Genomic DNA, 21,924 nt, shown 5'->3' with positions numbered 1-21,924 from the left:
GTTGGGGCAGATCAGGCGGGCAGCTTGCCCTTGTGGGGTGCCCACAGCCGCTTGTTGACCACATAGAGCAGCGCGCTCAGCAGGACCAGGAACAGCACGGCGACCAGACCCACGGACTTGCGGTCCATCAGCTTGGGTTCGGCGGTCCACATCAGGAATGCCGCCATGTCCATCGCCATCTGGTCGACGGTCGCCTCGGTCCCGTCCTCGTAGGTCACCTGACCATCCGACAGCGGGGCCGCCATGCTGATCCAGCCGCCTGGAAAGGCCGTGTTGCCGTGCAGCAGGGTGCCGGCCTGTTCCTGATCTTCGCCGGTATAGCTGGTCAGCACGGCGTGGATGTATTCCGGGCCGCCCATGCCGTTGACCAGCTGGCTGAGGCCGGTGCCGAAGGGGCCGTGAAAGCCCGCGCGCGCCTTGGCCATCAACGACAGGTCGGGACCCATCCCGTCACCCGAGGTCGCCGGGAAGTGGTCGGTGACGGTGCGCGGACGCTCCTCGCCGATGGCCTCGTCAAAGACCGGCAGCAGTTCGGCCGCATAGGCGCGGACCTGATCCTCGGGCAAGCCGGGGCCGCCCTCGTCCGCAAGCGTGCGGATCGCGACGTATTTCAGGCCGTGGCAGGCCGAGCAGACCTCGGTATAGACCTGCAGGCCGCGCTGCAGCTGGAACTGGTCGTACGCGCCGAACGGACCTTCGTGCGGAAAATCGACGTCCTCGATATGCCCGCCCTCAGATGCGGCCATCACCGGTCCGGACAGGCCAAGGGCCGTGACGGCGGCGATCGCAAATGCTTTCAGCATGTTCCTGAGTCCTCTCATTCGGCCGGCTGCGTCAGGCTGGTTCCACCAACCTTGGGCGCGTAGTGTTCGTTGTAGTCTTCCTCGATCGTCGCGGGCATGGCATCCGGCTTTTCGATCACGCCCAGCAGTGGCAGGATCACCAGGAAATAGCCGAACCAATAGGCGGAAGCCGCCAGTGCGATGTAGGGATAGGGCCCCTCGGTAGGCATCGCGCCGACCCAGGTCAGAACCACGAAATCCGCAGCCAACAGCCAGAACCACCACTTGAACTGCGGACGATAGCGGCCCGAGCGCACGCGGCTGGTGTCCAGCCATGGTGCCAGGCCCATCACGACGATGGCGCCGAACATCGCCAGCACACCAAAGAACTTGGCATCGACGATTCCGAAGGTCACGAACTGCACCAGCTGGACCAGCCACACCTCGGCGTCAAAGGCGCGCAGGATCGCGTAGAAGGGCAGGAAGTACCATTCCGGCACGATATGTGCGGGCGTCGCCAGGGCGTTCGCCTCGATATAGTTGTCCGGGTGGCCCAGATAGTTGGGCATGAAGCCCACGATCGCAAAGAAGATGGCCAAAATCACGGCCAGCGCGAACAGGTCCTTGATGACAAAATACGGCCAGAACGGCAGCGTGTCCTTGGCGGCCTCTTCCTTGCTTGTGCGACGCACCTCGATGCCGGTCGGGTTGTTGTTGCCCGTGGTGTGGAAGGCCCACACGTGGACGATGACCAGGCCTGCGATGATGAACGGCAACAGATAATGCAGTGAGAAGAAGCGGTTCAGCGTCGCGTTGCCGACTGCGGGTCCGCCCAGCAGCCAGGTCTGCAGCGTCTCACCCACACCGGGAATGGCGCCGAACAGGCCGGTGATCACCGTCGCACCCCAGAAGGACATCTGACCCCAGGGCAGAACATATCCCATGAAGGCGGTCGCCATCATCAGGATATAGATCAGCATGCCGATGATCCAGGTGACTTCGCGCGGGGCCTTGTAGCTGCCGTAGTAGAGGCCGCGGAAGATGTGCAGGTACACCGCGACAAAGAACAGCGACGCGCCGTTCATGTGGATATAGCGCAGCATGTAGCCGCCGTTGACGTTCCGCATGATGTGTTCGACGCTGGCGAAGGCCATGTCGACATGCGGCGTATAGTGCATCACCAGGACGATGCCCGTGATGATCTGCAGCGCCAGGCAGAAGACCAGCACGATGCCCCAGATCCACATCCAGTTCAGGTTCTTGGGCGTGGGGATCATCAGCGTGTCGTAAAGCACGCCGGCGACGGGCAGGCGGCGGTGCAGCCAGCGTTCGAAGCCCGAATTGGGCTCGTAATGGTCGTGCGGAATTCCGGCCATGATAACCCTCCTTAACCCAGCTGAATGGTGGTGTCGTTCACGAACGACGCCAGCGGAATGTGCATGTTCTGCGGCGCGGGCCCGCGACGGATGCGGCCTGCGGTGTCATAGTGGCTGCCGTGGCAGGGGCAGAACCAGCCGCCGAAATCGCCCGCGCCGTCACCGATCGGCACGCAGCCCAGGTGAGTGCAGACACCGATCTGCACCAGCCATTCGCCGGTCTCGTCCAGGGCGCGGTTCGCGTCCGTGGCGGCCGATCCATCGGCGAGGTTGGGGTTCTGCGCGTTCTGGTCGGGCAGCTCGTTCAGTTCGACCGCGCGACCTGCCTCGATTTCCTCGGGGGTGCGGCGGCGGATGAACACGGGCTTGCCCAGAAACAGCACGGTGATCTGCGAACCGGCCGAAACGCCGCTGACATCGACCTGGATCGAGGCGAGCGCCTGCACATCGGCCGAGGGGTTCATCTGATTCACAAGGGTCCAGGCGGCGGCACCGGCGGCCACCGTGCCTGCGCCCGCCGTGGCATAATAGAGGAAATCCCTCCGGGTGCCTACGTGGTCATCTGCGTGGGACACGGGTCATACTCCAATTCGGGCCGTCAAATGCAGGCCGATACGACATTCCGGGCCACGTCCGAAACGCAGCCTTCGCGGGGCGGTTCTAGACCTCAATTCCTCGTCAGTCCAGATGATAAGCCGTCGCGCCCCGTTGCAAATCGCCGCATCCGGCACAAATGCAGCACCCGTCGTGGCGATCAGAGCAGTCCTTCGGACCGGAACGACAGTTCGCGCGACCTGCCGATGATCAGGTGGTCGTGAATGGTGATTCCCATACTCTCGGCGGCTTGCCCGATGCGTGCGGTCATGGTGATGTCGCTGTCCGATGGCGTGGGATCGCCCGAGGGGTGGTTATGCACCAGGATCAGTGCCGAAGCGTTCAGCTCCAGCGCCCGGCGGATGATCTCTCGCGGATAGACGGGGACGTGGTCGACGGTGCCGCGGGATTGTTCCTCGTCCGCGATCAGGACGTTCTTGCGGTCCAGGTACAGGACGCGAAACTGCTCGATCTCCCGGTGTGCCATGGCGGTATGACAGTAATCCAGCAACGACTGCCAGCTGGACAGCACGGGGCGGTGCATGATGCGGGCGCGGGCCATGCGCTGCGCCGCTGCCTCGACGATTTTCAGTTCGGTGACGACGGCGGGGCCGACGCCCTCCACTTCCTGCAGGCGGGCGGGCGGGGCGGTGACGACGCGGTTGAAATCGCCAAAGGTCTCGATCAGGCGGCGGGCCAGCGGCTTGACGTCCTGACGCGGGATGGCGCGGAACAACACCAGCTCCAGCAGCTCGTAGTCGGGCATCGCGGTCGCGCCACCCTGGACAAATCGTTCGCGCAACCGTGCCCGGTGATCGGCCAGATACGACGGTGCGGTCTTGGTGGTCGGAACCACGTCATCCGCAGCCGGGCTGAACAGGGGCAGGGGCATTTCGCCAAAGGAACGATTCGGGTCCATGCCAGGAAGATGAACCCGAATTGGTGAAGAAACGGTTAACCCCTTATGCTCCTGCACCAGTGATGTCCTTTGCCTGGCATGCTTCAGACCGCGCAGGGGGATCTGATCGATGGCCGCCAGGTTCTGCCTGAGCGGGGCGCAGATGGCACGTCCCCGACCATTCGTTGCCGCCCACATGCGGATGATCGTGGTGGGACTGGCCGCCTAGCGTGCCAATTAGACGACAGGTCATCGACATGCCCAGTGGGACAGCGCACCGCGCCGCATACAGCCGATGTGTGCAGGGCAAAGTATGCGCCAGATCGGTCACAAACAGGCGGCATCACCGCAAAGCTGCACGATGTCATTCATGATGAAACGCCGACCTATCCAGCGCTTTCACGCCGGCACAGCAGGTTCGCGCATACAGTCGGGACCGCGTGGCCTGATGCCTTCGGAACGGCGTCCTGTTGGCTGGAGCGGCGATGCTGCTTGGCCGCGAACCGATGCATGGTGTTGGGATAAGAGGCTGCGCGCCCGCTGAACGTACCGCACCAAAGCAGCGATACAAGACAAGCGCGGCTTGTCTTGTATCGCTTTTGGTTGACCGTCTGACAGAGCAGCGGTCTGTCACCACGCGTCGGGTCAGGTGCCCGCAGATCTGACTTATCTGACCGTCCTGATCACGACCGCCCGTTCCGGCTGAGGTCGGAGCTGATCCCCGACCTCAGCGGGTCATGCCCTCCCAGAACCCCTTCACCTTGTCGAAAAAGCTGTCCGATTGCGGGCTGTTGTCGGCCTTCTCGGCCTCGAACTCTCGCAGCAGCTCTCGCTGTCGGGGGGTCAGGTTGACCGGCGTCTCTACCGTCAACTCGATCAGCATGTCGCCAAAATCGCCTTGGGCGCCGGGGCCGTGACGCAGCGGCGGCATGCCCTTGCCGCGCAGCCGCATCTGCCGACCGGTCTGGCTGCCGGCGCCGACCTTGACACGGGCACGCCCGCCGTCGATCGTCGGAACCTCGACCTCGCCACCCAGGGAGGCCGTGGCCATGCTGACCGGAACCTGACAGGCCAGCGTCTTGCCGTCGCGCAGGAAGATGGCGTGGTCCTGAACCTCGATAAAGATGTACAGATCACCCGCCGGACCGCCGCGCAGCCCTGCCTCGCCCTCTCCGGCCAGCCGGATGCGGGTGCCGGTCTCGACGCCCGCCGGGATGTTCACCGACAGCGCGCGGTCGCGTTCCATCCGCCCCGCACCGTGGCACGATTTGCAGGGGTTCTTGACGATCTGGCCCGCGCCGCCGCAGGTCGGGCAGGTGCGTTCGACGGTAAAGAAACCCTGCTGCGCGCGAACCTTGCCCATGCCCGCACAGGTCGGGCAGGCCGCGGGCTGCGACGCGCCCTCGGCTCCGGTGCCGTCGCATTCGCCGCAGGCGACAGAGCCGCGCACGGTGATCGGTTTCTGCACGCCGACATAGGCGTCTTCCAGGCTGACGCGCAGGTTATAACGCAGGTCCTGGCCGCGCTGTGCCCGGGCACGCCCGCCACCGCCGCCACCGCGGCGGCCCATCATGTCGCCGAACAGATCCTCGAACACGTCGGCGAATGCCGCGCCGAAATCGCCGGGATGCTGACCGCGCGCACCGCCGCCGCCGCCCATGCCACCTTCAAAGGCGGCATGGCCAAAGCGGTCATAGGCGGCCTTCTTGTTGTCGTCCTTCAGGCAGTCATAGGCCTCGTTCGCTTCCTTGAAGCGGGCTTCGGCCGTGTCATCGTCCTGATTGCGGTCGGGGTGCAGCTCTTTGGCCTTGGTGCGATAGGCCTTCTTGATCTCGTCGGTCGAGGCCCCGCGCGTGACCCCGAGCACTTCGTAGTAACAACGCTTGCTCATGTGTCGTCCTGTTCAGCTGTCCCCATGAAACAGGCCGGCCCGCGGTAAAGGCGGACCGGCCCGGTCAGGGGATGCGGCCCCGATCAGCCGCGCTTCTTGTCGTCGCCCAGATCTTCGAAATCGGCGTCCACGATGTCGTCGTCGACATCACGCGGTGCGTCGCGGTCCGACGGATCGGCTTCCTCGGCGCCCTGCTGGTTCTTGTAGATCGCCTCGCCCAGACGCATGGACGCGTCCATGACGTTCTGGATGCCCGACCGGATCTTGCCCGGCTCTTCGGACTTGAGCGATTCTTCCAGCGCACCAATGGCTAGCTCGATCGCCTCGACGGTCGATGCATCGACCTTGTCGCCATGCTCGGCCAGCGACTTGTTGGTCGAATGGATCAGGCTTTCAGCCTGGTTCTTGGCTTCGACCAGCTCGCGGCGGGTCTTGTCGCCTTCCGCATTCGCCTCGGCGTCCTTGACCATCCGCTCGATGTCCTCGTCGGTCAGACCGCCCGAGGCCGCGATTGTGATGGTCTGCTCCTTGCCGGTGCCCTTGTCCTTGGCGGCCACCGACACGATGCCGTTGGCGTCGATGTCGAAGGTCACCTCGATCTGGGGCATGCCGCGCGGTGCGGGCGGGATGTGTTCCAGGTTGAACTGGCCCAGCATCTTGTTGTCCGCGGCCATCTCGCGCTCGCCCTGGAACACGCGGATCGTCACGGCGCCCTGATTGTCCTCGGCGGTCGAAAAGATCTGGCTCTTCTTGGTCGGGATCGTGGTGTTGCGGTCGATCAGGCGGGTGAACACGCCACCCAGCGTTTCGATGCCCAGCGACAGCGGCGTCACGTCCAGCAGCACGACGTCCTTGACGTCACCCTGCAGCACGCCGGCCTGAATCGCGGCGCCCAGGGCCACGACCTCATCGGGGTTCACGCCCTTGTGAGGCTCTTTGCCAAAGAAGTCAGTGACCTCGGCCACGACCTTGGGCATGCGGGTCATGCCGCCGACCAGAACGACCTCGTCGATGTCGCCCTTGGAGCAGCCGGCATCCTTCAGCGCGTCCTGAACGGGCTTCATCGTGCGCTTGATCAGGTCCGCGACCAGGCTTTCCAGCTTGGAACGGGTCAGCTTGACGACCAGGTGCAGCGGCGTTCCGCTGTCCTTGTCCATGCTGATGAACGGCTGGTTGATCTCGGTCTGGCTGGAGGAAGACAGTTCGATCTTGGCCTTTTCCGCAGCTTCCTTCAGGCGCTGCAGGGCCATCTTGTCCTTGGACAGATCGACGCCGTGTTCCTTTTTGAACTCGTCGGCCAGATAGTTCACGATCCGCATGTCGAAATCTTCGCCACCCAGGAAGGTGTCGCCGTTCGTGGATTTCACCTCGAACAGGCCGTCGTCGATTTCCAGGATGGTGATGTCAAAGGTACCGCCGCCGAGGTCATAGACCGCGATCGTCTTGGTTTCCTTCTTGTCCAGACCGTATGCCAGTGCGGCTGCGGTCGGCTCGTTGATGATGCGCAGCACTTCCAGGCCGGCGATCTTGCCCGCGTCCTTGGTGGCTTGGCGCTGGGCGTCGTTGAAATAGGCCGGAACGGTGATCACGGCCTGGGTCACGGTCTCGCCCAGATAGGATTCTGCGGTTTCCTTCATCTTCTGAAGGATCATCGCGCTGACCTGCGCGGGGGAGTACTTCTCACCCTGCACTTCGACCCACGCGTCGCCGTTGCCACCATCCGCGATGGTGAACGGGACCATCTTGCGGTCCTTTTCGACGGCCTCGTCGCCCATGCGGCGCCCGATCAGGCGTTTCACGGCAAAGACGGTGTTGGTCGGATTGGTCACGGCCTGACGCTTGGCGGGCTGACCGACCAGGCGTTCACCATCCTTGAAACCCACGATCGATGGCGTGGTGCGGGCGCCTTCGCTGTTCTCGATGACCTTCGGCTGGCTGCCGTCCATGATGGCGACGCAGCTGTTGGTGGTGCCGAGGTCGATGCCGATGACTTTTGACATATGTGTTTAACCTTCTCTTGCGGCGATATCTTGGACTGCGGGTCCGTTGCGGCCCCCGAGGCCCGATCCCTTGACGAACGGTCCGGAACCTCCGAGCCGCTTCGGGGGTGTATATAGGGATGCAATTCAGCCCCGCAAGCACTGCTGCAGCGCAAAATCGGTGGTCCGGGCCCGTGAAACCGGGGTAATGGCGCTACTGCACGGCACTCCAGCTGAGAGATTCGTACTTGCGGGTGGTGAAGTTGATCAGCAGCCCCACCATCAGCGCCGCGATTGCGAACCACAGCGGATAAAGCAGCATCGTGCGGTGCGGCGAATAGTTGATGAACAAAAAGCCGCGTTCCTGATCGATCAGGTGGAATAGCGGGTTCCATGCGAACCAAGGCAGGATAAAGCTGGGGATCATGTTGGCCACGAAGAACTTGCCCGACGCGAACATGTTCACCCGCTGATAGACCATCGTCAGCACCTTGCAGGCCTGCGGTGACCATGGCCGGATCCCCAGAAAGATCAGCCCGATCGCACAGCCGGTGAACCATGACAGCAGGAACAGCGACCCGGCACCCACGGGATCTTCGATCGTGATCGGTTGAAAGACCATGTGATAGACGGCCAGAATCACCAGGCAACTGATCGCCTGACGGTACAGCACCGCAAGCGCCGCCCCCGAAATCAGCACGGCTGCGTTCAGGGGTTCGTGCTTGATGATGCCCGACGACACCGAATGGCTGCCCGCGACCGCCCCCACGGCCTGCACGTGCAGCATGAAGATGAAGATCCCCGACATGATATACAGCAGGAAATCACCGCGAATCTGTGACCCGCCGATGCCGATCAGCGTGTACATGCCCAGAAACACGACCACAAAGACCACGCTTTGCATCATCGTCATGACCAGGCCCAGCACCGCGTTGCGGTGTTCGGTGCGCAGATTGTACACCGTCTGGTGATAGATCAGCGCGAAGGTCGTGAAAGCCGCTTCGAAAAGGTTGCGGTTCTGGCGCTGCTTGAACAAGGGGCGATGCTCCGTCATTGGCGGCCCGGCGCTTGCCGATAGACCCGTGGCACATCATAAGAGGGATAGCACCCCCGCACAATCGGGCAGCGGCCGCGGGCCACTGGCAGGGAAAGGAAAGTGAATGCAATTCGACCGACTGATCACCGAGATGCGGCGACTGGCCCTGCAGGCTGGCGAGCGGATCATGCAGATCTATCAGGCCGACGATTTCGACGTCCGCTCCAAGTCCGATGATTCGCCTGTCACCGCCGCGGACGAGGCTGCCGACGCGCTGATCTCGGCCGGGCTGCGCGAGGCGTTCCCGGACGTGGCCCTGGTCACCGAGGAGCAGGCCGACACCCATGGCCAGACCCTGCGGACCTTTCTGATCGTGGACCCGCTGGACGGGACCAAGGAGTTCGTGCAGCGGCGTGGCGATTTCACCGTGAACATCGCCTATGTCGAGGACGGCGTGCCGGTGCGTGGCATCGTCTATGCCCCGGCCAAGGGGCGGCTGTTCTATACCACCGCCGATGGCCGATCCGTCGAAGAGACGGGCCCCTTTGGCGACGTGCCGGGGGAAATCCGGCCCATCGGCGTGAACCCGATGCCCGACAACCGCGGCCTGATGGTCGTGGCGTCCAAGTCGCACCGCGATGCGGCCACCGACGCCTATATCGACCGCTATGGCGTGCGCGACATGACCAGCGCGGGCAGCTCGCTGAAGTTCTGCCTGGTGGCCACGGGCGAGGCGGATCTGTATCCGCGCCTGGGTCGCACGATGGAATGGGACACCGCCGCGGGCGACGCCGTCCTGCGCGGTGCGGGCGGCGAGGTGGTACGATTCGACGACCACAGCCCGCTGGGCTATGGCGAGCCGGGGTTCGAAAACCCGTTCTTCATCGCCTATGCGCCGGGTGTCCTGCTGGTAAAGGAATAACATGTCGGTCGTCATCGTCATCCCCGCCCGTTTTGCCTCGACCCGCTATCCGGGCAAACCGCTGGTCGAATTGCGCGGCGCGGGCGGTCAGGCGCGCAGCCTGATCCGGCGCAGCTGGGACGCGGCCATCGCCGTGCAGGGGGCCGACCGGGTGATCGTGGCCACCGACGACGACCGCATCCGCGACCACGCACTGGCCTTTGGCGCAGAGGTGGCGATGACCAGCCCCGACTGTCGCAACGGCACCGAACGCTGCGCCGAGGCCGTTGCGACCCTGGGCCTGACCCCAGAGATCGTGGTGAACCTGCAGGGCGACGCGCCGCTGACGCCCGCGTGGTTCGTCGAGGATCTGGTGGCGGGCCTGCGGGCGGACCCTGATGCGCAGGTGGCGACGCCCGTGCTGCGCTGTACCGGGGCGATGCGGGCCGACCTGATCGCCGACCGTCATGCGGGCCGCGTCGGCGGGACCACGGCGGTGTTCGGCCATCAGGGGCGGGCGCTGTACTTCTCCAAGGAGGTCATCCCCTTTGTTCCGGGCGACGTGGCCGCCGATGCGCCCAGCCCGGTTTTCCACCATGTGGGCGTCTATGCCTATCGCCCCGCGGCGTTGGCGGAATACGCCACCTGGCCCGAAGGCGCGCTGGAACGGCTGGAGGGGTTGGAGCAATTGCGGTTTCTGGAGCGCGGCCGCCATGTCCGCTGTGTCGAGGTCGATGCCAGAGGGCGAATGTTCTGGGAACTAAACAACCCTCAGGATGTTCCGCGTCTGGAACAGATGATGCAAGATATGGCGATGGCCTGATCGGCTGCCTGCGGAACACTTAATTTTTGTGAATTTTCAGCGAATTCCCGACAATTGCTTGGCGACAAGCTGCCGACGGAATAACCTGCGCTTGAAGTCAATGTCGCTGCTGAACTAGGCATCGGCGCCAATACGGTGGGATCCGGTCCCGCCGAGTTATACAAAAGGTATCTGTCATGGGTCGCAAGGTCACAAAAGCCATTTTTCCTGTCGCCGGTTTGGGGACAAGGTTCCTGCCAACCACCAAAAGCATTCCCAAGGAAATGCTGTCGCTGGTCGACAAGCCGCTGATTCAGTACGCAATCGACGAGGCACGTGCGGCAGGCATCAAGGAATTCATCTTTGTGACGTCGCGCGGCAAGGGTTCGCTGGAAGACTACTTTGACCATGCGCACGAGCTGGAATCCAGCCTGAAGAAAGCCGGCAAGACCGAGCTGCTGGAGATTCTCCGCGCGACCAACATGGATTCGGGCGCCATCGCCTATATCCGCCAGCACAAGGCGCTGGGTCTGGGCCATGCCGTCTGGTGCGCCCGTCGCCTGCTGTCGGACGATGAACCGTTTGCCGTGGTGCTGACCGACGATGTCATCCAGGGCGAGCCGCCCTGCCTGCAGCAGATGATCGAGGCCTATGGCGAGACCGGCGGCAGCATGGTCGCCACGATGGAGGTCGCTCCCGAAAAGGCCAAGGCCTATGGCGTTCTGGACATCGCCGAAGACATGGGCGCGATCGTGCGTGCCAAGGGCATGGTCGAAAAACCCGCCACGGGCACCCAGCCGTCGAACCTGGCGGTGATCGGCCGCTATATCCTGGCGCCGACGGTCATGAAGAACCTCAACAAGCTGAAGCAGGGCGCCGGTGGCGAGATCCAGCTGACCGACGCCATCGCCGAGGAAATCCAGGCGGGCCGCGACGTGTTCGGTCTGCGCTTCCGTGGCCAGCGTTTCGATTGTGGGTCCAAGGCCGGCTTCCTGCAGGCGACCGTGGCCTTTGGCCTGGAGCGCGACGAGCTGAAGGACGAGTTTTCCGAATACCTGCACGAGGTGATGTCCATGCGCCGGGCGGCCGAATAACCGATGTCTGACACGGTTCTGGTGACGGGCGGCGCGGGCTATATCGGTTCTCACGCCTGCAAGGCGCTGGCGGCGGCGGGGTTCACCCCCGTCACGCTGGACAATTTTTCCACCGGCTGGCGCGATGCGGTCAAGTTTGGTCCGGTTGTCGAGGCCGACCTGATGGACCGTGCGGCGCTTGACGCGGCCTTTGCCGAACACCGTCCGGTTGCGGTGCTGCATTTCGCGGCCCTGTCGCAGGTCGGCGAGGCGATGGCCGAACCCGGCCTGTACTGGCGCAACAACGTCGCAGGGTCGTTGAACCTGATCGAGGCGGCGGTGGCTGCGGGGTGTCTGGACTTTGTCTTCAGCTCGACCTGCGCGACCTATGGCGACCGCGACGGCGAGATCCTGAATGAGGATACGCCGCAGGCTCCGCTGAACGCCTATGGCGCGTCCAAACGCGCGATCGAGGACATGCTGACGGATTTCGGCGCGGCCCACGGGCTGCGGTCGGTGATCTTTCGGTATTTCAACGTCGCGGGCGCCGATCCTGACGGACAGGTGGGCGAATTCCACCGCCCCGAAACGCATCTGATTCCGCTGATTCTGGATGCAGTCGACGGCAAGCGCGCGGCGCTGACCATCCACGGCACCGACTATCCCACCGCGGACGGCACCTGCATCCGCGACTATGTGCATGTGATGGATCTGGTCGACGCGCATGTGAAAGGTCTGGAATGGCTGCGCGCCGGGCACGAAAGCCGGGTGTTCTGCCTGGGGACGGGCGACGGATTTTCCGTCCGCGAGGTCGTGGACGCGACGCGGTCCATCACCAACCGCGAGGTGCCGATGCTGGACGGCCCGCGCCGGGGCGGCGATGCGGTCAAGCTGGTCTGCGGCAGCACGCGGGCCAAGGCGGAACTGGGCTGGACGCCCGACCGCTCGACCATGGCGCAGATGATCGCGGATGCCTGGCGCTGGCACCAGACGGGCGATTACAAACAGTGATGCCGCGCGCGGCGTGGCAGGCCTATCGCCTGCGCTGGAAACGCCGCGAACTGATCTGGCGCGCCCTCAGGGCGCGCCACCTGCTGGAACCGGTCGCCGACCGCACCGCCGCCATTCGCCCCAACGACATTCTGGCCGTGACCACCCTGCGCAACGAAATCGCGCATCTTCCGGGGTTTCTGGACCACTATCGTCGATTGGGCGTTGCCCATTTCCTGATCGTCGACAATGCCGGCACGGACGGGTCGGACCGTTACCTGCAGGCCCAGCCCGACGTGTCGCTGTGGCGCTGTGACGCCAGCTATCGCGATTCGCGATTCGGGATGGATTGGGCGGGGGCGCTGTTGTGGCGGTTCGGACGCGGGCATTGGTGCGCGACCGTCGATGCGGACGAGTTGCTGGTCTATCCCCATCACGACACTCGGCCGTTGCCCGACCTGACGGCTCATCTGGACCAGGTCGGGCAGCCGGGGCTGGGTGCGGTGATGCTGGACCTGTACCCGTCGGGGCAGCTGGGCACCGCCGACGCCCCGCTGGGCGCGCCCCTGACCGACCGACTGCCGTGGTTCGACACCGGGCCGTGGCGGTCCAGCCGGATGATGCCACGCCAAAACCTGTGGTTGCAGGGAGGGGTCCGCGACCGCGTGTTCTTTGCTGACACCCCGCGCCGTGCGCCCACGACGAACAAGCTGCCGCTGATGCGTTGGACCGGGCGGGCGGTCTATGTGAATTCGACCCATTCGATCCTGCCGCCGCGGCTTAACCTGATCTATGACGGGCCGGGCGATGCGCGGTTGTCGGGAGCCTTGCTGCACGGCAAGTTCCTGCCTGACATCGTCGCCAAGTCGCAAGAGGAGCTGGGCCGCCGCCAGCATTTCGTCGACCCCGACGCCTATGCCGGCTATCACCGCGCGGTGGCCGCGGGGCCACGGCTGCGGGGGGCTGCATCAGTGCGATATGAGGGGTGGCGGCAGTTGGTCGACCTTGGCCTGATGGGCACAGGTGACTGGCCGCGTTGACCAATCTGCTGAATGGGCTTGCCAAAACGGGCTGCCCTGCACATTGCTAGGGCATGACGTCGTGCCGCACATTCCCTGCCGATCGCCGGTCCGCGTGATGCGGATGGGCCGAATCCCGATCCCCGACCGGCTGCGCCGCAGGGCCGAACGACAGTACCTGATTGCCCGCGCCTTCAACAGGCGGCGGGCCTTGCGGCCCGTGGTCAACCGCACCGCCCAGATCCGCAAGACCGACATCCTGGCGCTGGTGACGATGCGCAACGAACGGGTGCGGTTGCCGTTCTTCCTGAACTATTACCGCAACCTGGGCGTGAATCATTTTCTGTTCGTCAACAACAACAGCGATGACGGCAGCGGCAATTATCTGGCTGAACAGCCCGACGTGTCGCTGTGGTGGACCGACGCCAGCTATAAGCGGTCGCGGTTCGGGATGGACTGGATCAACCGGCTGCTGGCAAAATATGGCCATGGTCACTGGTGCCTGACGATCGACCCGGACGAATTCCTGATCTATCCCCATTGTGATTCGCGGCCCTTGCCCGCCTTGACAGACTGGCTGGAGGCATCGGGCCGACGCAGTTTTCCCGCCATGCTGCTGGACATGTACCCCCGCGGCCATATCGAGGACGAGCCCTATGCCGAAGGGGGCGACCCTTTCGCCATCGCGCGGTGGTTCGATCCCGCGAACTATACCATCTGCAAGAACCCCTATTACGGCAACCTGTGGATTCAGGGTGGCCCGCGCACGCGCAAGTTCTTTACCGCTGAACCCCTGTCCGGCCCGGCCCTGAACAAGACGCCGCTGGTCAAATGGGACTGGCGCTATGCCTATGTCAGTTCGACCCACATGCTGCTGCCACGCCATCTGAACATGGTCTATGACGAGGGCGGCGGAGAGATGGCGTCCGGCTGCCTGCTGCACGCCAAGTTTCTGTCCACCTTTGCCGACAAGTCGGCCGAAGAGCTGGATCGCCGCCAGCACTATGCCAACAGCAAGGAATACACCGCGTATCATGCCGGGTTGCGTGGCGGGACCGAGCTGTGGTGCAGCGAATCGCGTGAATATGCCGACTGGCGCCAATTGGAGGATCTGGGGCTGATCTCGCGGGGGAACTGGGCATGACGGACCCTGCGACTGCGCACAGCGTCAGATTAGGTGTCGTGCTGCTGTGCCATGCGCGGCTGGACGTGGCGGCGCACATGGCGCGGATCTGGGTCCGGGGCGGCGCGCGGGTGGCGATCCATGTCGATGCCAAAGCGTCAGCCCGGTCCGTGGCGCGGATGCAGGTCGAACTGTCGGATCTGCCCGGCATCGTCTGGTCACGGCGCCATACCTGCGAATGGGGCAGCTTCAGCCTGATACGCGCCACCCAGGATGCGGCCCAGCTGTTGCTGGACAGCTTTGCCGACATCACCCATGTCTATCTGGCATCCGGGGCCTGCCTGCCGCTGCGCCCGGTGCGCGATCTGGCGGCGTTCCTGGCCCTGGACCCTGATCGCGATCATATCGAAAGCGTCAGCGCGCTGGATGTCGGCTGGACTGTCGGCGGGCTGAACGAGGAGCGGTTTACCCTGTTCCATCCGCTGGACTGGCGCAAGCGGCGCTGGATGTTCGACCGCCTGACGGAATGGCAGCGTCGCCTGGGCATCCGCCGCACGCTGCCCAAGGGGCTGACCCCGTATCTGGGGGCGCAGTGGTGGTGCCTTACGGTGACCACGCTGCGCGCCATTCTGGACGATCCGCGCCGTGCCGAATTCGACCGCTATTTCCGGATGGTCTGGATTCCGGACGAAAGCTATTTCCAGACGCTGGCACGCCGCCATGCGACCCGGATCGAAAGTCATTCGCTGACCTTGGCCAAATTCGACCATGATGGGCGGCCCTATCAGCTGTATGACGACCACGCACTGATGCTGGAGGAATCGCGCTGTTTCGTGGCGCGCAAGGTCTGGCCAGAGGCCGTCCATCTGCTGGCGCATTTTCCGCGCCCCGCCGCGATGCGCCCCGACCTGTCCGCGCCCCAGCCCCAACGGATCGAGCGTCTGATCAACCGGACCGTGCGCCGCCGCCTGCTGGGGCGGCCGGGCCTTTACATGCAGTCGCGTTTTCCGCGCAAGGACGCCGAAAACGGCAAGACTTCGGCACCCTATGCGGTGTTTCAGGGGTTTTCCGACATCTTTCCGGGTTTTGAGGCGTGGTTGACCACGCAGGTCGATGCGGATGTCCACGGACACCTGCTGGGCCCCGAGGCGGTGGAGTTCGGCGGTCGCCCGGAGATCGGGCCGGGGGCGATTTCGTCCAGCACGCTGATCCGCGACCGCGATCCGCATGGCTTCCTGACGGCGCTGATCCGCATCACCACGCGGATGCAGGCGTTTCAGTTCAGCCCGCGCGACAATCAGGCGTTGAACTGGTTCATCGCCACCGATCCGAACGCGCATATCCATGTGGTCACCGGGGCATGGATGCTGCCGCTGCTGAAATCGGACATGCCCTTTGACGACGTGCGCCGGGTGACGGCCCTGCTGCAGCGGGCCGAGATCGCGCAGATGGATGTGTTGAATTCGGTTTGGGTCAAGGCGCGCGTCCATGTTCACGAACTGACCGATTTTCTGGCCCGCCCCCAGGAGATGCTGTTCCAGTCGCTGGTCCATCTGCCGCGCCTGATGGACGCGCCCACCGACATGCCGCGGATGCGTGACGTGCACGGCCTGCCCGAACTGTTGCGGCGGTTGCGCAATTCCGGACTGCGCCCGCGCATGTCCGGCGACGGCCTGCCAATACCGGAAATTCTCCTGCCCGAAAGGACTGCCGCCGAATGACCGTTCCATTCCGCCGCTTTGTCATCTTTGCCGAGATGCGCACGGGCTCTAACCTGCTGGAGGCGACGCTGAACGCGCTGCGGGGCGTCACCTGCTTTGGCGAGGCGTTCAACCCCTATATGATGGGCTGGCCCGACAAGGATGAATTGCAGGGCATCACCCGTGATCAGCGCGAGGCCGACCCGATTGCCCTGCTGAACAAGCTGTTCGACAAGCCGGGCCACCTGCCGGGGTTCCGATATTTCCACGACCACGATCCGCGGGTCTTTGACGCGATCATGCACGATCCGGAATGCGCCAAGATCGTGCTGACCCGCAACCCGCTGGACAGCTATGTCTCGACCGCTCTGGCGCGCGAGACGAACCAGTGGAAGCTGAACGAAACCGAAACCCCGATCCCCGCCGCCATCACCTATGACGGGCCACAGTTCCGCGACATGATCGCGGCGGTGGAACGGTTCCAGCTGCGCGTGATGCACCGGCTGCAGGTGACGGGGCAAAGCGCCTTCTGGCTGGGATACGAGGATTTGCGCGACCCCGAGGTGATGACCGGTCTGGTCCACTGGCTGGGCCGCACCGACATCGCGCGGGTCGAACCCGCCAGCGATCAGGTACCCCAGAATCCCCGCGAACTGGCCGACAAGGTCCGCAATTTTGACGACATGCAGGCGGATCTGGCACAGATCGACCCGTTCATGTTGCGCCGCATCCCGAATTTCGAACCGCGGCGCGGCCCCTCGGTGCCCAGCTTTTCCGCGACCGAGGCCGGGCAAGGGCTGATCTTCATGCCGGTGCGGTGCGGGCCGGGTGACGGGGTGCGCGACTGGATGGCGACGCTGGGCGCGGTGACGGGGGATTTCACCCAGACCAGCCTGCGCCAGTGGAAACGCCAGCATCCCGGGCATCGCAGCTTTGCGGTGCTGCGCCACCCGCTGCACCGGGCGTGGACCGCGTTCCGCCAGCTGCTGACCGACAGCCGCCCCGAACTGCGTCAGCTGATGCGCGATGTCCATCGCGTGGCGTTGCCGGTGGACGAGGCGCTGGCCGGAATGGACCGTCAGGCGGAACTGGCGCTGTTCGCGCAGTTCCTGGCGTTCCTGAAGCGTAACCTGAATGGTCAGACGACCCTGCCCACCCATGCCGGATGGGCCAGCCAGTCCGAGGTGATTGCCGGGTTCAGCCGCGTGGCCAGCCCCGACATGCTGATCCGCGAGGATCGCATCGCCGAGGAACTGCCCGCCCTGGCCCGTGCCGCCGGGATCGACGATGCGCGCCTGGCCGGTCTGACCGTCCAGCCGATGCCCGATTTCCTGCGCGACAAGGCGCTGTTGCAGGCCGCACGGCAGGCATATCTGCGCGATTACATCGCCTTCGGATTTTCCGATTGAGGCGGGCGGGCCTTTCGGCCCGCCACCCCGTTACGCCTTGAGCAGGGCCGCCAGTTCGGCCTGCTTTTCGCGCACCAGCGCTGCGTCGCCGTCAGATTCGATGTTCAGACGCACCACCGGTTCGGTGTTCGACTTGCGCAGGTTGAACCGCCATTTGCCAAAGTTCAGCGACACCCCGTCCAGATCGTCACGGCTGTCGGCCTGCGGCGCATAGGTATCGATCAGGCGCGCGATGGCCGCATCGGGATCGGCGATGGTATAGTTCGTCTCTCCGGACGACGGATACAGGCGCATCCGCTCTTCCAGCATCTCGGCCAGGGTCATGCCCTTGCGCGACAGCAGTTCGATCATCAGCAGCCATGGGATCATGCCGCTGTCGCAGTAATAGAAATCGCGGAAATAGTGGTGCGCCGACATCTCTCCGCCATAGATCGCGCTGACATCGCGCATCTTGCGCTTGATAAAGGCATGGCCGGTCTTGGACACAACGGCCTCTCCGCCAGCTTCCTCGATCATCGCGCGGGTGTTCATGATGACGCGGGGGTCATGCACGATCTTTTCGCCGGGCGATTTTTCCAGGAACGCCGCGCCCAGCAGACCGACGATGTATTCGCCGGGGATGAAGCGCCCGTTCTCGTCGAAAAAGAAACAACGGTCGAAATCGCCGTCCCATGCCACGCCCAGATCGGCCTTTTCCTCGACCATCTTGGCGACGGTGGGGGGCTGGTTCTCGTCCAGCAGCGGGTTGGGAATGCCATTGGGAAAGCTGCTGTCGACATTGTGGTGCATGCGCACGAATGTCAGCGGCGCGCCACGACGTTCCAGTTCGGCGGCAATCGCATCAAAGGTCGGGCCGGCGGTGCCGTTTCCGGCGTTCACCACGATCTTCATCGGGCGCAGGGCGGCCACGTCCACGAAATCGGCCATGCGGGACGCGTATTCCGCGCGGGCGTGGCTGAAATCGGTGACCGTTCCCTTGGTCGCGGGGGCAAATTCACCGTTGGTGGCCAGATCGACGATCGGCGGCAGTTCGGTCGCCGGGTCCAGCGGCGCCGAGCCGCGACCCACGATCTTCATGCCGTTGTAGTTGATCGGGTTGTGCGAGGCCGTGACCTCGATCCCGCCATCGGTATCCTGATTGCCGGTGTGGAAATACACCTCCTCGGTGCCGGCCAGACCCAGGTCCAGCACGTCGGCGCCGCCGTCGGTCAGTCCCTCGATCAGGGCCGCGGCCAGTTCAGGCGAGGTTTCGCGGCTGTCGCGACCCACGACGACACGCTTGGCGCCACGCGCCTGCGCGAACGCGCGACCGATGCGATAGGCGACATCCGCGTCCAGGTTCTTGCCCAGTTCCCCGCGCACGTCATACGCCTTGAAGCAGGTGATCTCGCGCCTGCCCAGCTGATCGCGATTGTCCATAAAGTCCTCCGGTTCCTGTTTGCATCAGCGCTAACAGGTTCAAACCGTTTTTCAAGGCCGCCCGGGGTGGATTGGTTCCCTTCGACGTTGGGATCAGGTGACGGCGCGCGTCAGACGCGCTAGCCTTGTGCAAACGCAAGGAGACCCCGATGGACGCAAACGCCTTGATTGCCGCCTATTACGATGCCTTCAACGCGGGGCGCACCGACGACATGCTGGCGCAGCTGCATGACGACGTCGAACACCATGTGAACGAGGGCAAGATCCGCCGTGGCCGCGCGCTGTTCGCGGAATTCAACGCCCACATGACCGAAAGCTATCGGGAAAACCTGACCGACATGGTCATCATGGCCAATGACGCGGGCGACCGCGCCGCGGCGGAATTCGTGGTCAACGGCACCTATCTGCAGACCGATCCCGGCCTGCCAGAGGCCCGCGGCCAGACCTATCGCCTGCCTGCGGGCGCGTTCTTTACCATCCGCGACGGGCGCATTGCTCGGGTCACCACCTATTACAACCTGGCCGACTGGATGGCCCAGGTCGGCGCATGAGCGTCGCGGTCCGCGTCCTGACCGGCGATGCGCTGGCCGATACGCTGCCCGACGTGGCGCGCCTGCGCATCGACGTGTTCCGCGACTGGCCGTACCTGTATGACGGAAGCGCCGATTATGAACGCGACTATCTGCGCGCGTACCAGGCGCCGGGCGCGGTCGTGGTGGCCGCGATGGACGGGGACCAGATCGTGGGCGCCGCCACCGGGGCGCCGATGTCCCACCATGCCGCCGATTTTGGCGCGGCCTTTGCGGACCGCCCCGAACCGCTGTCCGACATCTTTTACTGCGCCGAATCGGTGTTGCTGCGCAGCCATCGCGGGCACGGGCTGGGCCATGCCTTTTTCGACGCGCGCGAGGATCATGCCCGCGGACTGGGCGCCCGCTGGTCGGCATTCTGCAGCGTGATCCGCCCGGCGGACCACCCGATGCGTCCCGCCGATTACTGGCCGCTGGACGCGTTCTGGCGCAGGCGCGGCTATGCGCCCCTGCCCGGCGTCGTCGCGCATTTCACATGGAAGGATCTGGGCCAACCTGTGAAAACTGAAAAGACCCTGCAATTCTGGATGAAACCGCTGTGAAGATCGCCGCCGCCGCCTATCCAATCGACTGGTTCGACAGCTTTGACGCCTATGCCGCCAAGCTGACGCGATGGGTGGCCGATGCGGATGCCGATCTGCTGGTCTTTCCCGAATACGGCGCGATGGAGCTGGCAGCGCTGGGCGGGCGCGACGTCGCGGGCGACCTGCAGGCCAGCCTGCATGCCGTGGCGGCGCTGGGGCCGCAGGTCCGCGCGTTGCATGCCGATCTGGCGGCGCGGCATGGCTGTCATATTCTGGGTGCGTCGGGGCCGGTTTTTGACGGCCCGCGGCCGGTCAACCGCGCGGTCCTGTACGGCCCGGACGGGGTGATCGGTCACCAGGACAAGCAGATCATGACCCGGTTCGAGCGCGAGGAATGGGACGTCACCGGCGCCCCCGGTCTGCGAATCCTGGACACCGCGCTGGGACGGATCGGAATCCTGATCTGTTATGACAGTGAATTTCCGCTGCTGGGACGGGTGCTGGCGCAGGCCGGGGCGCGCATCCTGCTGGTGCCCAGCTGCACCGACACGGTCGCGGGCTTCAACCGGGTGCGCATCGGCGCGATGGCCCGCGCGCTGGAAAGCCAGTGCGTCGTGGTGCATGCGCCCACTGTCGGCCCCTGCGACTGGATGCCCGCGCTGGACGAAAACCGGGGCCGTGCCGCGATCTATGGTCCGCCCGACGGGTTTTGGCCCGAAACAGGCATCATCGCCCAAGGCGCGATGGACGCGCCGGGGTGGGTGCGCGCGACGGTGGATCTGTCCCGCGTCGACGCCAGTCGCAGCGACGGCGCGGTCCTGCCCTTTGCCCATTGGCCCGAACAGGGTCCTTGTGGGCTTATCTGATGCGATGAGGTCGTAATTTACGATGTATTAACCGGTTTGCGCTTTAAATGACTGTGGATCGCGCCATATCCTGAAGGCCATGCTGCATGTCACCGAAACCATCGCCATCCAGGAATGGGAACTGTCCGAACAGTTCACCCGGTCTCAGGGACCGGGCGGACAGAACGTGAACAAGGTCGAGACAGCGGTCGAGCTGCGGTTCGAGGCCGCGACGTCCCCCAGCCTGGCCGACCCGGTCAAGCGAAGGCTGCAGCGGCTGGCCGGACGGCGCTGGACGCAGGAGGGGGCGATCCTGATCCTGGCGCAGGAAACCCGCAGCCAGGCGCGCAACCGCGAACTGGCCCGCGAAAGGCTGGCCGACCTGATCCGTCAGGCGCTGGTCGCGCCCAAGCGGCGCATCGCCACCCGCCCCACCCTGGGCAGCCAACGCCGCCGCCTGAAGGCCAAGACCGTGCGTGGCGAGGTCAAATCGCTGCGCGGCAAGGTGGATGACGAATGAGCATCTGGGGCAGGACACTTGATCTGATGCTAGGACGGCGCCCGATGCTGATGCAGGTCGGCGCAGTCTGCCGTGACCCGGCCAACGGTCAGGTGCTGTTGATCACCAGCCGCGATACCGGCCGATGGGTCATTCCCAAGGGCTGGCCGATGGAGGGCCGCACCCTGTCCGGTGCCGCCGCCCAGGAAGCGTGGGAGGAGGCAGGCGTCCGCGGCACCATCCGCCCTTCGGAATTGGGCCGGTTCCACTACAGCAAGAAACAGGACAAAGGCTATGCCGTTCCCATAGAGATGCGGGTCTATCTGCTGTCCGTCGACAGCCTGTCCGACCAGTTCCCCGAGGTCAGACAGCGCAAGCGCCGCTGGTTCGCCCCGGTCGAGGCTGCCCGCATGGTCATCGAACCGGGCCTGAAACAGATCCTGACCGCGCTTGACCGCCATGATCCTGCCTGAG

The 21,924-nt window shown here is 64.5% G+C and carries 21 protein-coding genes; 13 read left to right on the top strand and 8 right to left on the bottom strand.

The genetic code is table 11. The features are described from left to right. Window positions 1-11: 11 nt before the first annotated feature. The 7 genes from ACJJVR_RS02870 to ACJJVR_RS02840 all read right to left on the bottom strand — a co-directional run bounded on the left by ACJJVR_RS02870 (window position 12) and on the right by ACJJVR_RS02840 (window position 8,556). Window positions 12-803: a cytochrome c1 gene (locus ACJJVR_RS02870; RefSeq protein ID WP_405402080.1), complete on the bottom strand. Its 792-nt coding sequence runs from the start codon at window positions 801-803 to the stop codon at window positions 12-14. A 14-nt stretch (window positions 804-817) separates the two neighbouring features. Further along, window positions 818-2,158: a cytochrome b gene (petB, locus tag ACJJVR_RS02865; RefSeq protein WP_405402078.1), complete on the bottom strand. Its 1,341-nt coding sequence runs from the start codon at window positions 2,156-2,158 to the stop codon at window positions 818-820. Between the two features lie 11 nt (window positions 2,159-2,169). Beyond that, complete coding sequence (gene petA / locus ACJJVR_RS02860; protein WP_405402076.1) at window positions 2,170-2,733, bottom strand: ubiquinol-cytochrome c reductase iron-sulfur subunit; 564 nt, start codon at window positions 2,731-2,733, stop codon at window positions 2,170-2,172. Window positions 2,734-2,912: 179 nt separating this feature from the next. Next, complete coding sequence (gene radC, locus ACJJVR_RS02855; RefSeq protein WP_405402074.1) at window positions 2,913-3,671, bottom strand: DNA repair protein RadC; 759 nt, start codon at window positions 3,669-3,671, stop codon at window positions 2,913-2,915. A 706-nt stretch (window positions 3,672-4,377) separates the two neighbouring features. After that, window positions 4,378-5,541 carry a molecular chaperone DnaJ gene (gene dnaJ / locus ACJJVR_RS02850; RefSeq protein ID WP_405402072.1) on the bottom strand — a complete coding sequence of 388 codons (1,164 nt, stop codon included), beginning with the start codon at window positions 5,539-5,541 and terminating at the stop codon, window positions 4,378-4,380. Between the two features lie 83 nt (window positions 5,542-5,624). Then, complete coding sequence (gene dnaK / locus ACJJVR_RS02845; protein ID WP_405402071.1) at window positions 5,625-7,541, bottom strand: molecular chaperone DnaK; 1,917 nt, start codon at window positions 7,539-7,541, stop codon at window positions 5,625-5,627. Between the two features lie 193 nt (window positions 7,542-7,734). Beyond that, window positions 7,735-8,556: an ABC transporter permease gene (locus tag ACJJVR_RS02840; protein WP_405402069.1), complete on the bottom strand. Its 822-nt coding sequence runs from the start codon at window positions 8,554-8,556 to the stop codon at window positions 7,735-7,737. Between the two features lie 124 nt (window positions 8,557-8,680). Between ACJJVR_RS02840 and cysQ the strand changes: the two genes are divergently transcribed. The 8 genes from cysQ (at window position 8,681) to ACJJVR_RS02800 (ending at window position 17,573) form a co-directional block, all read left to right on the top strand. Then, window positions 8,681-9,478 (top strand): 3'(2'),5'-bisphosphate nucleotidase CysQ, encoded by a 798-nt coding sequence (gene cysQ, locus ACJJVR_RS02835; protein WP_405402068.1) that lies wholly within the window; start codon window positions 8,681-8,683, stop codon window positions 9,476-9,478. Window position 9,479: 1 nt separating this feature from the next. Next, entirely contained in the window at window positions 9,480-10,280 is an 801-nt protein-coding gene (locus tag ACJJVR_RS02830) for a 3-deoxy-manno-octulosonate cytidylyltransferase (protein ID WP_405402066.1), read from the top strand. 176 nt (window positions 10,281-10,456) lie between these two features. Continuing rightward, a complete protein-coding gene (locus tag ACJJVR_RS02825; RefSeq protein WP_405402064.1) occupies window positions 10,457-11,353 on the top strand; it encodes a UTP--glucose-1-phosphate uridylyltransferase in 897 nt (298 codons plus the stop codon). A gap of 3 nt (window positions 11,354-11,356) precedes the next feature. Next, window positions 11,357-12,343: a UDP-glucose 4-epimerase GalE gene (galE, locus tag ACJJVR_RS02820; protein WP_405402063.1), complete on the top strand. Its 987-nt coding sequence runs from the start codon at window positions 11,357-11,359 to the stop codon at window positions 12,341-12,343. Next, window positions 12,343-13,362: a glycosyltransferase family 2 protein gene (locus tag ACJJVR_RS02815; RefSeq protein ID WP_405402061.1), complete on the top strand. Its 1,020-nt coding sequence runs from the start codon at window positions 12,343-12,345 to the stop codon at window positions 13,360-13,362. Before galE ends, ACJJVR_RS02815 begins: the two co-directional genes overlap by 1 nt. A gap of 103 nt (window positions 13,363-13,465) precedes the next feature. Continuing rightward, window positions 13,466-14,485 (top strand): glycosyltransferase family 2 protein, encoded by a 1,020-nt coding sequence (locus ACJJVR_RS02810; RefSeq protein ID WP_405402181.1) that lies wholly within the window; start codon window positions 13,466-13,468, stop codon window positions 14,483-14,485. Beyond that, entirely contained in the window at window positions 14,482-16,185 is a 1,704-nt protein-coding gene (locus tag ACJJVR_RS02805) for a beta-1,6-N-acetylglucosaminyltransferase (RefSeq protein ID WP_405402059.1), read from the top strand. Before ACJJVR_RS02810 ends, ACJJVR_RS02805 begins: the two co-directional genes overlap by 4 nt. Next, the gene (locus ACJJVR_RS02800; protein ID WP_405402057.1) at window positions 16,182-17,573 is read left to right on the top strand and encodes a hypothetical protein; all 1,392 of its coding nucleotides are present in this window, start codon (window positions 16,182-16,184) and stop codon (window positions 17,571-17,573) included. The genes ACJJVR_RS02805 and ACJJVR_RS02800 overlap by 4 nt, the downstream gene beginning before the upstream one ends. Window positions 17,574-17,603: 30 nt before the next feature. On the opposite strand, the gene ACJJVR_RS02795 is transcribed toward ACJJVR_RS02800, so the two are convergent. Beyond that, window positions 17,604-18,992 (bottom strand): phosphomannomutase, encoded by a 1,389-nt coding sequence (locus ACJJVR_RS02795; RefSeq protein WP_405402055.1) that lies wholly within the window; start codon window positions 18,990-18,992, stop codon window positions 17,604-17,606. Window positions 18,993-19,141: 149 nt separating this feature from the next. On the opposite strand from ACJJVR_RS02795, the gene ACJJVR_RS02790 reads away from it, so the two are divergent. The 5 genes from ACJJVR_RS02790 (at window position 19,142) to ACJJVR_RS02770 (ending at window position 21,923) form a co-directional block, all read left to right on the top strand. Then, a complete protein-coding gene (locus tag ACJJVR_RS02790) occupies window positions 19,142-19,543 on the top strand; it encodes a ketosteroid isomerase-related protein (protein WP_405402054.1) in 402 nt (133 codons plus the stop codon). After that, window positions 19,540-20,124, top strand: coding sequence for a GNAT family N-acetyltransferase (locus ACJJVR_RS02785; RefSeq protein WP_405402052.1), 585 nt, complete (start codon window positions 19,540-19,542; stop codon window positions 20,122-20,124). Before ACJJVR_RS02790 ends, ACJJVR_RS02785 begins: the two co-directional genes overlap by 4 nt. Beyond that, entirely contained in the window at window positions 20,121-20,972 is an 852-nt protein-coding gene (locus tag ACJJVR_RS02780; protein WP_405402050.1) for a carbon-nitrogen hydrolase family protein, read from the top strand. The genes ACJJVR_RS02785 and ACJJVR_RS02780 overlap by 4 nt, the downstream gene beginning before the upstream one ends. A gap of 79 nt (window positions 20,973-21,051) precedes the next feature. After that, on the top strand, window positions 21,052-21,471 hold the full coding sequence (gene arfB / locus ACJJVR_RS02775) for an alternative ribosome rescue aminoacyl-tRNA hydrolase ArfB (RefSeq protein WP_405402048.1): 420 nt from the start codon (window positions 21,052-21,054) through the stop codon (window positions 21,469-21,471). A 26-nt stretch (window positions 21,472-21,497) separates the two neighbouring features. Continuing rightward, entirely contained in the window at window positions 21,498-21,923 is a 426-nt protein-coding gene (locus ACJJVR_RS02770; RefSeq protein WP_405402047.1) for an NUDIX hydrolase, read from the top strand. Window position 21,924 lies beyond the last annotated feature (1 nt).

The organism is Paracoccus sp. Ld10, from assembly GCF_045064235.1.
Classification (GTDB): domain Bacteria; phylum Pseudomonadota; class Alphaproteobacteria; order Rhodobacterales; family Rhodobacteraceae; genus Paracoccus.
This window is presented reverse-complemented; position numbering and strand designations above follow the sequence as displayed.

Excerpts from the sequence above, each read along its gene's own strand:
- ACJJVR_RS02870 (WP_405402080.1), bottom strand. The coding sequence starts at position 803 with ATGCTGAAAGCATTTGCGATCGCCGCCGTCACGGCCCTTGGCCTGTCC.
- petB (WP_405402078.1), bottom strand. The coding sequence starts at position 2,158 with ATGGCCGGAATTCCGCACGACCATTACGAGCCCAATTCGGGCTTCGAA.
- radC (WP_405402074.1), bottom strand. The coding sequence starts at position 3,671 with ATGGACCCGAATCGTTCCTTTGGCGAAATGCCCCTGCCCCTGTTCAGC.
- dnaJ (WP_405402072.1), bottom strand. The coding sequence starts at position 5,541 with ATGAGCAAGCGTTGTTACTACGAAGTGCTCGGGGTCACGCGCGGGGCC.
- dnaK (WP_405402071.1), bottom strand. The coding sequence starts at position 7,541 with ATGTCAAAAGTCATCGGCATCGACCTCGGCACCACCAACAGCTGCGTC.
- cysQ (WP_405402068.1), top strand. The coding sequence starts at position 8,681 with ATGCAATTCGACCGACTGATCACCGAGATGCGGCGACTGGCCCTGCAG.
- ACJJVR_RS02830 (WP_405402066.1), top strand. The coding sequence starts at position 9,480 with ATGTCGGTCGTCATCGTCATCCCCGCCCGTTTTGCCTCGACCCGCTAT.
- ACJJVR_RS02825 (WP_405402064.1), top strand. The coding sequence starts at position 10,457 with ATGGGTCGCAAGGTCACAAAAGCCATTTTTCCTGTCGCCGGTTTGGGG.
- galE (WP_405402063.1), top strand. The coding sequence starts at position 11,357 with ATGTCTGACACGGTTCTGGTGACGGGCGGCGCGGGCTATATCGGTTCT.
- ACJJVR_RS02815 (WP_405402061.1), top strand. The coding sequence starts at position 12,343 with ATGCCGCGCGCGGCGTGGCAGGCCTATCGCCTGCGCTGGAAACGCCGC.
- ACJJVR_RS02810 (WP_405402181.1), top strand. The coding sequence starts at position 13,466 with ATGGGCCGAATCCCGATCCCCGACCGGCTGCGCCGCAGGGCCGAACGA.
- ACJJVR_RS02805 (WP_405402059.1), top strand. The coding sequence starts at position 14,482 with ATGACGGACCCTGCGACTGCGCACAGCGTCAGATTAGGTGTCGTGCTG.
- ACJJVR_RS02800 (WP_405402057.1), top strand. The coding sequence starts at position 16,182 with ATGACCGTTCCATTCCGCCGCTTTGTCATCTTTGCCGAGATGCGCACG.
- ACJJVR_RS02795 (WP_405402055.1), bottom strand. The coding sequence starts at position 18,992 with ATGGACAATCGCGATCAGCTGGGCAGGCGCGAGATCACCTGCTTCAAG.
- ACJJVR_RS02790 (WP_405402054.1), top strand. The coding sequence starts at position 19,142 with ATGGACGCAAACGCCTTGATTGCCGCCTATTACGATGCCTTCAACGCG.
- ACJJVR_RS02785 (WP_405402052.1), top strand. The coding sequence starts at position 19,540 with ATGAGCGTCGCGGTCCGCGTCCTGACCGGCGATGCGCTGGCCGATACG.
- arfB (WP_405402048.1), top strand. The coding sequence starts at position 21,052 with ATGCTGCATGTCACCGAAACCATCGCCATCCAGGAATGGGAACTGTCC.
- ACJJVR_RS02770 (WP_405402047.1), top strand. The coding sequence starts at position 21,498 with ATGCTAGGACGGCGCCCGATGCTGATGCAGGTCGGCGCAGTCTGCCGT.